Source organism: Vibrio sp. HS-50-1, from assembly GCF_024747315.1.
Taxonomy (GTDB): Bacteria; Pseudomonadota; Gammaproteobacteria; order Enterobacterales; family Vibrionaceae; genus Vibrio; species Vibrio diabolicus.
Window position 1 is genome coordinate 730036 of record NZ_JAMPZF010000024.1, and the last position, 13394, is coordinate 743429.

General features: G+C 44.5%; 9 protein-coding genes. 2 read left to right on the plus strand and 7 right to left on the minus strand.

From position 1 onward, the window contains the following. The first annotated feature begins 5 nt into the window (after positions 1-5). Complete coding sequence (locus NDJ01_RS12920) at positions 6-2228, plus strand: TonB-dependent siderophore receptor (RefSeq protein WP_258586805.1); 2223 nt, start codon at positions 6-8, stop codon at positions 2226-2228. 41 nt (positions 2229-2269) lie between these two features. On the opposite strand, the gene NDJ01_RS12925 is transcribed toward NDJ01_RS12920, so the two are convergent. The 6 genes from NDJ01_RS12925 to NDJ01_RS12950 form a co-directional block, all read right to left on the minus strand. Further along, a complete protein-coding gene (locus NDJ01_RS12925) occupies positions 2270-2818 on the minus strand; it encodes a hypothetical protein (protein WP_258586806.1) in 549 nt (182 codons plus the stop codon). Positions 2819-3069: 251 nt separating this feature from the next. Continuing rightward, complete coding sequence (locus NDJ01_RS12930) at positions 3070-4845, minus strand: ABC transporter transmembrane domain-containing protein (RefSeq protein WP_170891408.1); 1776 nt, start codon at positions 4843-4845, stop codon at positions 3070-3072. A gap of 3 nt (positions 4846-4848) precedes the next feature. Next, positions 4849-6588: an ABC transporter transmembrane domain-containing protein gene (locus NDJ01_RS12935; RefSeq protein ID WP_170891409.1), complete on the minus strand. Its 1740-nt coding sequence runs from the start codon at positions 6586-6588 to the stop codon at positions 4849-4851. Between the two features lie 273 nt (positions 6589-6861). After that, positions 6862-7374 (minus strand): type II secretion system protein, encoded by a 513-nt coding sequence (locus NDJ01_RS12940; protein ID WP_374044598.1) that lies wholly within the window; start codon positions 7372-7374, stop codon positions 6862-6864. Between the two features lie 199 nt (positions 7375-7573). After that, on the minus strand, positions 7574-8911 hold the full coding sequence (locus tag NDJ01_RS12945) for a sodium/glutamate symporter (protein WP_258586877.1): 1338 nt from the start codon (positions 8909-8911) through the stop codon (positions 7574-7576). A gap of 576 nt (positions 8912-9487) precedes the next feature. Then, a complete protein-coding gene (locus NDJ01_RS12950; RefSeq protein ID WP_012841859.1) occupies positions 9488-10174 on the minus strand; it encodes a DNA-3-methyladenine glycosylase I in 687 nt (228 codons plus the stop codon). 86 nt (positions 10175-10260) lie between these two features. Between NDJ01_RS12950 and NDJ01_RS12955 the strand changes: the two genes are divergently transcribed. Continuing rightward, on the plus strand, positions 10261-10455 hold the full coding sequence (locus tag NDJ01_RS12955) for a hypothetical protein (protein WP_005394200.1): 195 nt from the start codon (positions 10261-10263) through the stop codon (positions 10453-10455). Between the two features lie 98 nt (positions 10456-10553). Here NDJ01_RS12955 and NDJ01_RS12960 read toward each other — a convergent pair whose 3' ends face one another. Continuing rightward, positions 10554-13379 (minus strand): Hsp70 family protein, encoded by a 2826-nt coding sequence (locus tag NDJ01_RS12960; protein ID WP_258586808.1) that lies wholly within the window; start codon positions 13377-13379, stop codon positions 10554-10556. Between the last annotated feature and the right edge of the window lie 15 nt (positions 13380-13394).

A 13394-nucleotide genomic window follows, 5' to 3' on the forward strand; every position in this document is an offset into this window, starting at 1 on the left:
ATAATATGACTCGGCAGTTTATGCTGACACCAACGTCAATGGCGGTTGTATTAGCGTTATCAACACCAAATGTCTTGGCTCAGGAAGATGAAAATATAGTTGTGATTGGACAGCAGCAAGACAGTGCAGTTGGTCCTGATTTTAGTTATCTTGGAGCGAAGAGTCGGGCAGCGACGAAAACTGATATTGCCATCAATGAAACCCCAAGAGCGGTGTCTGTTGTTACGCGAGAACAAATGGATGATCGTGCCTCTATTAGCATTTCTGACGCACTACAGTACACACCAAGTATTCAAACTAATTATTTTGGCGAAGATAACAAGCAAGATTGGTTTATTATTCGTGGTTTTAAACAGGCGAACAGCGGGCTGTATCAAGATGGTACCCGTTTGTATTCTTCTGGTTTTTATAGTTGGCAAATAGATCCGTTTGCTTTGGAAAGGGTTGAAGTTTTACGTGGTGCCGCTTCTGTTCTTTATGGGCAAAACCCTCCAGGTGGGGTCATCAATGTCGTCAGTAAGCGACCTCAATTTGATGGGGGCTCAGGGCTTGTATCTTTGGAGTACGGTTCTGAAGACCGTAAACAACTTTCTCTTGACGTAAACTCTGAGGTGAGTGAGCAGTTAGTTTTCCGCTTTCAAGGGTTAGCGAGAAAAAATGGGACGAGAATTAGTGGGGTAGAAGCAGAGCGCATTCTTCTCTCTCCATCAATGACGTACAAATTTAATGAGACGTCTGAAATTACCTTTCTAACGAGCTATCAAAAAGACGACTCAGATCCTTATCTGCAATTTTTGCCAGTTGAAGGAACGTTAACGCCAAACAAAAATGGAAAGATCAGTGATAGTTTAGCGATAGGCAATCCCAACTGGGAGACGTTTGAGCGTGAGCAGGTGTCTTTAGGCTATGAGTTTTATCATGCGTTTAATGATACCACTTCATTTGTTCAAGCTGCTCGTTACAGTGAAATGGATGTTAAGTTGAGACAAATGTATTCGTACGTTTACTCGGCTGATGTACCTGGGTTGGGGCCGATTTTAGATCCATCAAATGAACGCAAGACCATACTTCGGGGCGCTTCAACAGAAGATGGATCATCCGATGCTTTTAATATTGATAATCGTTTGATGCACCAAGTAAATTGGGGAAGCGTTGAGCATAACTTGATGTTGGGTTTAGATTTTCAAATGATCAGTATCGATGGTAAGGACTTTGCGAATGATCCTATCGTTGCTGATGGTAATGCGCTCTTAAACACACCAATGGGAGCTTTGCCTGACCCTAGGTTTAATGTATTTAATCCCACTTATTCGGATAATATAACGTTACTCGATCCGAATACGCTACAGCCATTGAGCGAAACCGATAAGCAAAGAACGAAAGTTGAGAACCGACAGCTCGGTGTCTATTTTCAAGATCATATGCTGATTAACGATAAATGGACAATGTTATTGGGTGCGCGTTACGACGATACAAGTAATGAAGTACATAATGTTACCACGGGTGCTCGCACGAAAGTCGATAATGGAGAGTGGACGTTTAGCGTGGGAACGGCTTATATTTCTGATTCTGGCTTCACGCCATATTTTAGTTACTCTCAGTACTTTGATCCAATTATCCAAGAAGACAGCAATGGTAAGCCAGCGAAGCCGGAAAGCGGTGATCAATTTGAAATCGGTGTAAAATACCAACCGGATTCATTCGATGGCTATTTCAATATCGCAACGTATCGGGCAACAAAAGAAAACTTGGCTCGTATCTACTTGAGTGAATTGACGCAAATAGGAAAAATAGAAAATAACGGCGTTGAGTTTGAAGCTGTAGCCAATGTGACACCTTCTTTAACATTAATCGGAAACATAGCCTATGTTGATGCAGAGATAAAAGAAGACGTCAATAAGACATGGGTTGGCAAAACACCTTCTCAAGTCGCGAATATCGTATCATCAGCTTGGGCACATTATCGTTTCTTTGATGGACCTCTTGATGGCTTTGCTGTTGGCTTAGGTGCGCGCTATACAGGTGAGTCATACGGAGATAATGAAGAGAGACTAAAAGTACCAAGTTACTTTTTAATGGATGCGACGGTCAGCTATCGCATTGGAGATTACAAGCTACAAGTCGCAGCCAAAAATATCACTGATAAAGAGTACATAGCGACATGTGATGGTTTTTGTTGGTATGGCGATCGACAAAATATTATTGCCAGTTTAACTTACGATTGGTGATTTAACGGATAAATAAACACCCCTAGTGTAGGGGTGTTTATTTAGAAATCGGCTTTGCGGACAAAGTGTGGGTTTTTGTACTTTTTCTGCGGACCAAACGATGATACGACGAGCTTGTTCCATAACGTTTTGTCAAACTCACCCTTTGGAATCGAAGGGTAGAGGGTTTCCTCTTCTTCTCTTGCAAAGTTCATGTACTGTTTCTTCTTAATTTGATTGTACTTTTTGGCGATCTGGTTATGTTTTCTTACCCACTCCAGTTTGTAATCGTGGAGCACTTTTTCACCTTCTTCCGCACTCATTCGAGATAGGAACAGTCGCTTGTACGAGACCTTTCTGTCCAACATTGTGCGCATGACGGTTTGGATATATTTACCGTGGTGCGTGACAGTAATATCTTTTTCGTCAATAGGAGTGACGCACCAGCCTTTGGGTAAAAAGTCTGGCTTCTTAAATTGCTTATTACGCTCCATTAGCGCCTGATGTAAAACTAAATCAGAGGTGCCGCGGAACGTTTTTTGCCATTTACCGATACGAATTTGAATCGAACCAGGCAAGCGATAGATGTTAGTAAACTTATCTTTGTCCATGGACTTGTGTCATGAGATTAATATGCATTATTAGAAAGTGAAAACAGTCTAGTGCAAAGGACACCAGACTGAAGTACCGTACGATTTTACAACGACCTTGCGTGATATAGCGAGGGGTTATGTCAATAATAGGTAAGAAATAGAAAATTAGTTCACATTATGAAGAAATTGGAAGCTAATCAGGCTAACTTTTGAAGTTGGGCCGATTATGCCCATGCCTACCAAATAAAAAGAAGGCATGGGTATAAAAATCACACCGCTTCTTCGAGTTGCTTGGTTTCTTCTTCAATCTGCTGTAAATGTCGGTTTGCTTGCTGTAACTGATACATTTGGGCATAACGACCATTTTGTTTTAACAGTGCTTTGTGTGTGCCTTTCTCTACTAATTCCCCATGATGAAGAACAATGATTTGGTCCGCATCCAAAATAGTTGAAAGTCGATGAGCGATAACGACTAGTGTCATGTCTTGTCTGAGTACCGCCAAACTCTTTTGTATTAAAGCTTCTGTTCCTGAGTCAATATTGGCCGTTGCTTCATCTAGTATCAATATTTTAGGTTTTACCACAAGCACACGCGCTAACGCTAAGAGCTGTTTTTGTCCAGCAGATAGATTGGTTTCACCTTGACCTAACTGCGTGTCTAGCCCATTGGGATAACGGTGAATTTGCTCTGCCAAACCTACCTTGTCTAACGCATCCCATATTTGAGTATCGTCAACCGCTCGACTAAGAGAGATGTTTTCTCTGACTGAAGCAGGGAGAATGTGCGGATCTTGCTGAACCATTGCCACATCTTTACGAAGGACGTCTTTCCCTAGTGTTTTAAGTGGACGACTATCGATAAGCAGTTCACCACATTGCGTTGGATAAAAGCCCATTAACAGTGACGCTAATGTGCTTTTACCGCTTCCGGTATGCCCGACAAGCGCGATAAAGTCTTGGTGGTTGGCCTTCAACGAAATGTCTTTTAGGACGTCCTGTTTACCATCGTAACTAAATGTGAGGTCTTTAAGTTCGATAGCACCTGACCTTAATGGCTGATGGTCGTCCCCATAAGTTTGTTCTTTCGCATCAATCAATTCAAACACACGTTCGCTTGATACTAACGCTTGCTGAAGTAGAGCAAGCTGCTGAGTCATTTCAATTAATGGCTCAGTAACGCGCGCAAGATAACTGATAAACGCATACAGTACCCCCACACCAATCAACTCAATACCGTTAAAGCCAAAGATCGCAACCAAGCAAAGTAACGCGAGGCCAGCGAGCAAGTCCATCAATGGTCTTAGCAGATAGCCGTTTAGCCGAATCACTCGTTTAGATGCCACCAAATGCTCTGCGGTTAGCTCGTTGAACTGTTTATTAAAACGCTCTTCTTGTTGCATTAATTGAATGACACTCATCCCTTGAATGGATTCACTCAGATTCGCATTTATATCAGTCAATAGGTCACGCATCTTTCGGTAGCTTTCTGTACTTAGCTGCTTAAACAAGTACATAAAGCCGATGACGATCGGTAGCAATACAAGCACAACAAGTGTGAGTTTCCAGCTCATGAAAAACATAACGCCAAGCATCACCACAATCATGACCACGTTTTTCACCACGGTCGCGATCAAGAGCTCATAAAATTGCTGTAGAGATTCCGTATCGTTGGTGATTCGCGATACCAATTTCCCCGCAGGAGTGTAATCAAACGCAGATAACGGCTGCTTAATCACACCAGAAAATACTTGCTTACGAATCGTTTTGATCGTGTTAGCCGCGACAATGCTAAATTGCAATGACTGAAAATACTGAAATGTTGCCGATACCATCTGAAGAGCGATATAACCTACTGCTAGCGAAATCAGAACATTCTGTGAATAGTCACCTTTAGCGATGTGCTCATCAATGAAATATTGAATCAACCAAGGGCCGCCAGCGCTGGCTAACGCTGCGATAAACAGCAAAGCAAGTCCTTTAATCATTGGCTTTGGTTGAGATAATGGGTAAGACATCAACCGTTTAAACGTACTGGTCTGGTTCATTCATTATTTCTCCATCGCCTGTTCTAGTTTTTGGTACTCGAACATTTCGGCGTACCATCCCTGATGCGCTAATAAAGCGCTATGTTGCCCACGTTCAGTAATGTGGCCGTGATTCAAGACAATGATCTCGTCTGCTGCTTCCAATGCGGTGAGGCGGTGTGCAATAACGATTAGGGCTTGATTACGGTAGTGTGTTTCCAAATTCTTAAGGATTTGATGTTCGGTCCGGCCATCAACAGCCGAAAGCGCATCATCCAATACCAAGACTTGTGCATTTAGTAACATAGCGCGTGCTATCGCAATTCGTTGTTTTTGTCCTCCAGAGAGAGTAATGCCTTTCTCGCCAACTTCAGTTTGATAGCCTTCAGGAAACTTCTCAATATCGTCATGTATACAGGCTAACTTTGCAGCTCTATAGACTTCTTCTTTCTCTGCATTAGGGTTACCTAAGGCAATATTATCGAAGATAGATTTGGAGAATAGAAACGGGCTTTGATTAACCACGGCAAAGCGGTTGCGCCACTGAGGAAGTAGGGCATCTTTAATCTCAACATCCCCGAATGTAATTGAACCGTTTGTTAGGTCGTGCTGACGCAAAAGCAGCGTTAGCAGGGTTGATTTTCCGCTTCCGACAGGGCCAGCTACTCCCAACATTTTACCGGGTTCAAGTTCGATTTTTATTTCGGCCAGAGCTGGTGGTAAATCACTGGACCAGTGGAAAGCATCGATATCAATTTTTAATGGCAGTGGTTTATCTTCTAATGGTTTATTTCCACTGACAATCTCTGGTGTTTCATCAAAGATCTCTTGTAGGCGATTCCATGCTGCGGAGCCTCGCTCTAAAATATTAAATAAGAAAGCGAAGGCCAGCATAGGCCATATCATTAACCCTAAATACATCGTAAAGGCTGTTAGATCACCAAGCGTGATCTCTCCCTTATCGACAAGGTAAGCACCAGCAGCGACACTGAGAAGGAAAGAGAGGCCGATGGTGAGTTGGATAGCTGGATCAAATCTCGCGTCGACTCTAGCGACGGCGATATTTTTCTGACCAGTATCATCGACTACATCTTCAAAACGCTGTTGTTCTTGATTCTCTAACCCAAAAGCTCGCAACATTCGCACGCCGTTAAGTGACTCTTGCGTCATGTCTGACATGGTAGAAAAGGCTTCCTGAGCAATGCGGAAACGTTGATGCAGTATACGGACGATAAAAAAGATGATGATTGCAAGAAACGGCATTGGAAGAAGTGCCATAACAGTGAGCTTCCAGCTAACTTGCGTTACCATGATGATTAAAACTGCAATACCCGTGATCAAGGAGTCGGCTGCCGTTAAAACCCCTTCGCCGGCTGTCATTACGATGTTACGTACATCATTAGTACCACGCGCCATGAGATCACCGGTCTTATAACGTTCGAAAAATCGGGGTGGTTGTGTCGATAAGTGCCTATAGAGACGATTACGTAGAATGGTTCCGAGTTCCCAGCTTGCGCCGAAAAGCCAAATTCGCCATAAGATACGGCATCCATAAATGGCAAAGATCAGTGCAGTGAGTCCCAAGAGCCACAGAATCAGCGTATTTGTATCTAACGTGTTATCTACGACCCCATCAACGATGATACCGACCGCTTTAGGAGGAACAAGTTGTAGAGTTGATATCACAGCGAAAAGCAAAATCGATCCGACATAATGCTTCCACTTTTGTTGGAAATACCAACGTAACTGCCAGAATATTCTCATCACGCCTCCCGCTTTAAATTATTGAATTTGTTATAGAACTATTATTGAGCGAAATGATGAGTTTACAAGCACAAATTATTGGCGGTCGGAAAAACGATAGATTGTTTCGATTACGGGCGTGTGCGGTCGCGAATTACTTGTTTTCTCGCTGCAAGCTAACTATGAAACAACATTATGTGAAATAGTTGTTAATAATGGGTTTTGGGGCCAGTATTCTGCTAAAAGCGATGAAAGCACCAAAAGTGCAACTGTTACTTTCACTCACTAGGGGAACTAGCAGTCGTCAGTTTGTATTTTGTAGCTGACTTGGCCACCTGGATTTTCTGGGTAGTAAACTTCGACATAACACATATGGTCTGGACCAACAGGTTTGTTTGCAAAGCCGATAAGGAAATAGGGTTCGTCCGGGCTGTCTACCCCGTACCAAGTATTGATAGTGAGTTGAGGGTCGAAACCTGCCAGCTCTTTTGCGGGAATGACATTCTTAATAAATCCAAAGTAACCAATTAGGTCGTTATTGCCGTCATTATCTAGATCAATGTTATATTGTTTGCCGCCATCTATCGTCTCTTGAGATTGAATAACGGCTTTAGTGTACACAAAGTTGTTTGCAGTCATGAGCGCTTCCCTCGCGCCATATAGTACTGCCACTCGGGCATCTTTTTGCAGACCAAGAAATTTAGGAAGGGCAATAACACTAACGACACCAAGGATAATGATGCACACAATGAGTTCAATGAGGGTAAATCCTTGAGAGCGATGCACTGCCTTTTCTCCATGAGTCATGAATAGTTTGGCGGCTATTTTGATATAAAAATGCGTAGGTCAAGTATTAAAAAAGGATGGGAAGGGGTGACCAAGCTTGCAGATCTTAAGTATAAAACAAGTTGCTTATTTTTTGCATGCTGTTGGGAGGCGGCTATCGAATAAGAGAAGAGAGTTAAATTCGGGAGGATAAAATACCTCCCGAAATGAGCAATTAAGACTAGTTTGCGACGGCTTGACCGCTGCGCTTAAATACAAATCGCCAAATAAATAAGACAACGGCAATATAGGCTAGACCTACACCTAACGCTTGCCAGTGCATGCCGTTATACATTGCGATTGGCATAAGCGAGATGATGAAAATGTCCGTAATTGAGCCTGGAACATAAGCGATAGCATAGTCGTCTAACACTTTACTGCGCATTTTGGGGTCGACAATGCGTAATAACGCGATACCCATAGCGACTGTACCTGTTAACCATCCCCAAGAGAAAATGCCTTTCTCAAACCAGTCATCTCCCATGATGCGAGGTGCAACCCAAAAGATAAGCCATAGCGTGAACGCGATACCACCAATTGCGAGCACTACCATTGGCATTAAATACTGCGCTAGAACCGTGATCTTAATAGCTGAAATACCAAAGATGATCAGGTAATCCGTACTAATACCCGCTGCGTGTTTGAATGCGCCGTCACATAGGTAATGAGATGCCTTGGTTTGCTTAGCGATGATTCGAACTAACATACCGCCTAGAAAGCCAGTAACGAAAGTCGGAATTTGTACCTTATCGTGGAAAGAAGATAAGTAGTTGGCTGCTACATAAGAGAAAGCCGTTACCACTACAACCAGCGCCGCGTGAATCGCGAAAGAATCGACTGACAATGATGACATCGTATCTTTCATCACAGGTTCTTGATCGTCAGGTTTCACTAAGCCTTTGCGTTCGTGTTCGTCCATGCTGTCGAATGTCGTAAAGCTACGAATCCAGCCCATTTTCAACGCAAACTGAAGCATTAACATGCCCACAGAGATTGAAATAAAGATCCCAACTGTGGCGAACGTTAAACCGAGCGTGAAGCCATCTTCCCAACCAAGTCCCGTGAAGATTTCACCGACTACAGATGCTGAACCATGTCCGCCCATGAATCCAGCGGACATGGTTACGCCAAACCCAGGATTAATCTCAGGCCAAAAGAAGGTGGTAAGTACTAAACCAAACATTGCTGCAAACAGCCATTGCGACACGGATGCAATTTGGTTAAACGCCCACAATGAGCCTGCTCGTTGAGCAACCACTTTTGGTGACGGGACATCTGTTGCTAAACCCAACGCAGAAAAAAGTGCAGCAGTTAAGAGGCTTGCGTTTGCGGTAAAGGTATCTGTCCAAGGTAATACGTTAAGCAGAGCTGGGCCAAAAATAAGACCAAATAACCCAGCCAATACAGCAGATGGAATGTACATGCGTTGTAGTAAAGGCATATGTACACGAATTACTTTTGCTGCAATTAATAGTAAGCCAGCGATGGCTAAGTCAGTCAGCATTAGACCTTTTGGCATTTCTTGTCCCCCAGTAAATGCGTTCAAGGGGCTCATCCTTTTAACCAGCCTTGATGTAATAAATAACTTCCAGCACAAAACCACGAAAATAGTCACTCATGTGACATCGCGTCATGGTTGTTCTAGTCAGCACTCTATTGCGCTGTCGAATTTGTATTAACGGATCTGTTGATCCTTAAATCTATAAAGTGAGTGCAATTGTTGTGAGTGCTCACGAAGTGTTGAGAAATTTGAATAAATTCCTCGATCAAGTTTCTGATAGTTCACTCAGGAAGGGCGTGTATCCTAGTCAGTTTGTCAGCGCAATGCAATTGAGCGTCATCAATATTTAGTGCCTAAAAACTGGGCACTTGTAATTAAATATTTGATAAATAAAAATATTGAACAAGAAAAATAATTTGTCGATATGATAACTTTTTGTGATTTGAAGGGGGATTTTGCCACTTTAAGGAGGGATTTTTTGGAGGAATCGAGAAAGTAGTAATATCAGTAAGAGCTAAAGTAGAGTGATTCGTGCAAATATCATGCGTTATAGGGGGGGCCGGAATTTCGCCCCCAGAGCTACAAAGTGCTTGTTTAAATTCGGTTGTCACCAGTACTAAACGCGATAATTTGACTGATTTCGGTCAAGCTTCTTCCACTTTCTTGCTGCCACTGAATAAAGGCTTTATTAGCAGAGTCCAAGGACTTTTTCGTGTCTTTGCCGCCTTCAATGATCTTGCAGTTGCGTAAATAAGCTTCGACATCGTTAGACAGAATAAAAGTGTCCACGCCCATTTGGCGTAAAGTGTAAGGGCCTGTATTTCCACCCAGACGACTACCATGCTTCTTCAAGTAGCCCCATAGATCCGTGATCTTTTCCCGAGGCCATTCAGCAATCATGTTACTGAACGAGCCATATTCGATTCTTGCTTCATGGATCATGCGAGCGTTGGCCGGAATCGACATGACTTTAGTGAGGTGGCGAATGATGCGTTTGTCGGTCGCTTTGGTTTCCCATTGTTCGTCAGACAGCATCAATAGTGGCTCAATCTTAAAGCCGAAGAACACTTCTTCGAAGTTCGGCCACTTGTTGCGAACCACGCTCCACGAAATCCCGCTTTGGAACACCTTCATCGAAAAAGCGGCGAGCCAACGGTCATCGGGAATCGCTGCTAATTCCTCTTTACTTAATGGGTGAGACAATAGCGCTTCAAGCTGATCTTCTCCGCCTTTTCGCTCAGCAGCACGTTGATAAATCGCGTCAAATTTTTCGATACTCATAAAAGAAGTTAGTCCTAGTTTATGTCGATATTTGCGAAACATACTACGCTTAAGTGGCTGAATCGTAAATTGATGGAGTGTCACAAATGAAGAAGGTCACATTAACGTTTGTCGGGGAAGGTTCGGAGCGTATCGCGGATAAATTTTATACTTGGCTGGCTGATGGCGGATTAGAAGACAGCTTAATTGAGACTCTATCGGACAGAGAAGTGTCGGTGGTCGGTATTAGTGATATGGATAACGAAACGCGTGATGTAGTAATTACGACAGAAATGAATTAGCGCGTTGTACACGACCAAAACCAAAAGAATGCGATACAACAAAGCCCTTCGTCGGAAGGGCTTTGTACGTCTAACTCGTGTTCTTGTGTAGAGTGGATTTAATGATGAACCAGCGTTAAACCGCTTGGTAAAGCATCACCGAAGACACGTTTTGACTCACTTTCTGAGAGCTCTTTCACTTCTTCAACCAGTGATACCCAAGATTCAGGCACCTTGCTTTGCTTCAACTTAACCAAGACCTGCTCACGGTAGTCGTCAGAAATATCAAACAGGCGGTCCCCCGTCTTACGACAAATCATTACGGCTGCGAAAGCGATCATTGGCTCTTTCTGCCAGTTCTGCTCTAACAACTTAGGCAACCACTGTTCTGCTTGTTCACGAGGAATGACGTTGTGCTGGCTGCCATAAAGTGGTGTGCGAGAAGCCAAACGTCCGATCGCCCACCAGTGCGCTTGTTCAAACTGGTTTTGGTTGATCGCTTTACTCAAGAACCACGTTGCCAATAGAACTTTATCTTCCACTTCTAGATGCTCTAGAGAGGCTGAAAGACGCACCATGGATTCATAACCCATGTCTTGTGCCGCTTTGGCGGATTGTGGGTTTTTCATCGCGCCAGGGTGTAGGTATTTCGCGATGTCCGCCAAGATGGTCTCTTGTTGCTCTTGGCTCAAGCCACCTGCGATACGACGCCAGAACACCCACCAGTCTGTCCAACCTTGATGGTTCTTAAACTGAATGTTTTGTTGGTAGAGACCCCAAACTTGCTCAATGCGCCATGAGTCGGTTGGATCGCCAAAGCCTGGACGCAGTGCAAAACCTGCCAAACGAAGCCAGTTTTTCTCGTGCTGTTCAGAACGACGGCGACGCTTACGACCTTGTGCAAAGGTATCGAAAAGTTGACGGAGTGTGGTGAAATCCCACTCGTCACGTTTGCCGAGCTTCTTCTCAAGATCTTTGGCTAAGGTTTTGATCTCTTTGCCTTCTGCGCTTTTCTTATTACCGCTGTAAAGGCGAGCGATCAGCTCCTTACATTCGTTCAGTTTAGGGTGAAGCTTAACTTGCTCGCTGTCATCGGTTTGCTTGTTACGGACTTCAAATTCGAGTTCCCAACGTTTGTTGTCGTCCTCGGCGCTGACACACTCCATCTTAAGAGTGCCAACTTCTGTTAGTTGACAAGCCAATTGCACTTCGACACGTTCTTTCTGGTTGGCTTGCAGTTCGGCACCTTCACCTTCAAGTGTCGTGATGTAAGGCGGTAGCGGAGCAAACAAGTCTGGGTCAACATCAACCATCACGCCATTTTGAATGGCGGTGTTATTGGTTAAGGTGTCGTGGGTAGAAGTCAGCAGATTAAAGCGGACTGGCTCTCCAAGAGTGAGCGAGAAACGACGACCGCTTAAACGGATCTCATGGCCTTCTTCTGTTCCTTTTGCAAGCAAACAGAGCGCTTTGCCCATTTTGTTCTTTTCTTGAAGATGCAAGAAGTAAGAACGCGCTGCACCGCCACCAATTTTAAGCTGCGCACCACGACGTGCTTTACCAAACGCAACAGCACCCAGTGCAACAGACCAATCTGGATGTGGGTTATCTAATACCGTAACTGGTGCGCCGCGCCAGTCAGAAAGTAGGGCGGTGACACGTTCAGTCACCAGATCACTGTTAAACACGCCTCCGTTCAACAACACGCCAACTGGAATCGCGTTTTGTTTATCGTCTTCAATGCCAAGAGCGGCACGAGCGACTTGCTGGTGCTGAGTTAAGAACTCGGCAACGTGCTTGCTCACCGCTGGGTCAGCAACGTATGGAAGGCCAAACTCGACAACCGCGCTACGACGTTTGTCTGGTACGTCACTGAAATCAGAAAGCGGGAAGAAGCCATCTAATGCGATTTGGTGCACTTCTTGTTTGCTTAGAGCAATACTCTTTGTGCCCCCAAGTAGCTTAGAGCCGCTACCTAACATGGTGATCTTCACTTCGTCAGGTGCGCTCGCTGAAAGCAGGTTCTCTTTCGCTTTACGTGTTTGCTGAATTAGCTTTGTTAGGCTTGCTGCAGTGAGCTTCTTACTTTGTTCCCCTTTATTCTGAGAAAGGCGGCTTTCCGCAAGGTGCGCTAATGCTAGGTCGAGGTTATCACCACCCAGCATCAAGTGTTCGCCAACGCCAATACGATCAAGGGCTAGCTCATCTTGAGAAGAGAAACTTGCTTCAATCAAGCTTAAGTCGGTGGTACCACCGCCCACATCGCACACCAGAATCAGCGGTAACTCTTTGAGCTCATCAGCTGCGGTTTTCTGATGGCGTGCGTACCAGTCGTAACATACGGCTTGTGGCTCTTCGAGCAGGACGATTTTCTTTAAACCTGCCAACTCTGCGGCTTCAAGCGTGAGCTTACGAGCGGTTTCATCGAACGATGCTGGAACGGTCACCACCACATCTTGGTCTTCTAGCTTGTTACTAGGATGTCGGTAGTTCCATGCTTGACGAATGTGGTTAAGGTAGCTTGCGCTGGCAATGACGGGCGAGACTTTATCTACGTCTTGCGCGCCAGCCCAAGGGAGAATGTCTGAGCTACGATCTACCGCTTGGTGCGATAGCCAGCTTTTTGCACTGGATACCTGACGTCCTTCCACCTTCGCGCCTAATTCACGAGCCCATTCACCAACGATGACATTGTTAATGTCGCCAGCAACAGGTTCGTTGTCCCAAGGAAGAGTGAGGTCAGAAGGGGAGATTTGACCTACAGCTGGATGATAGCGGAAAGAGGGCAGAAGTGGTTTACGAACGACTTCGCCCGGACCAATTAGTTGGTCGATGTCAAATAGGGATACTTCGGATTGTTCAAGGTTGTCGGTGATTTCACAGTAGGCCACCACAGTGTTTGTGGTGCCGAGGTCAATACCAACAAGGAAACGAGGAGATGCCATACAAAACCAAACCTT

What these genes read in the sequence shown, in the direction of transcription:
- NDJ01_RS12940 (WP_374044598.1), bottom strand. Translation starts at nt 7,374, where the DNA reads ATGACTCATGGAGAAAAGGCAGTGCATCGCTCTCAAGGATTTACCCTC.
- NDJ01_RS12950 (WP_012841859.1), bottom strand. Translation starts at nt 10,174, where the DNA reads ATGAGTATCGAAAAATTTGACGCGATTTATCAACGTGCTGCTGAGCGA.
- NDJ01_RS12935 (WP_170891409.1), bottom strand. Translation starts at nt 6,588, where the DNA reads ATGAGAATATTCTGGCAGTTACGTTGGTATTTCCAACAAAAGTGGAAG.
- NDJ01_RS12930 (WP_170891408.1), bottom strand. Translation starts at nt 4,845, where the DNA reads ATGAACCAGACCAGTACGTTTAAACGGTTGATGTCTTACCCATTATCT.
- NDJ01_RS12945 (WP_258586877.1), bottom strand. Translation starts at nt 8,911, where the DNA reads ATGCCAAAAGGTCTAATGCTGACTGACTTAGCCATCGCTGGCTTACTA.
- NDJ01_RS12955 (WP_005394200.1), top strand. Translation starts at nt 10,261, where the DNA reads ATGAAGAAGGTCACATTAACGTTTGTCGGGGAAGGTTCGGAGCGTATC.
- NDJ01_RS12920 (WP_258586805.1), top strand. Translation starts at nt 6, where the DNA reads ATGACTCGGCAGTTTATGCTGACACCAACGTCAATGGCGGTTGTATTA.
- NDJ01_RS12960 (WP_258586808.1), bottom strand. Translation starts at nt 13,379, where the DNA reads ATGGCATCTCCTCGTTTCCTTGTTGGTATTGACCTCGGCACCACAAAC.
- NDJ01_RS12925 (WP_258586806.1), bottom strand. Translation starts at nt 2,818, where the DNA reads ATGGACAAAGATAAGTTTACTAACATCTATCGCTTGCCTGGTTCGATT.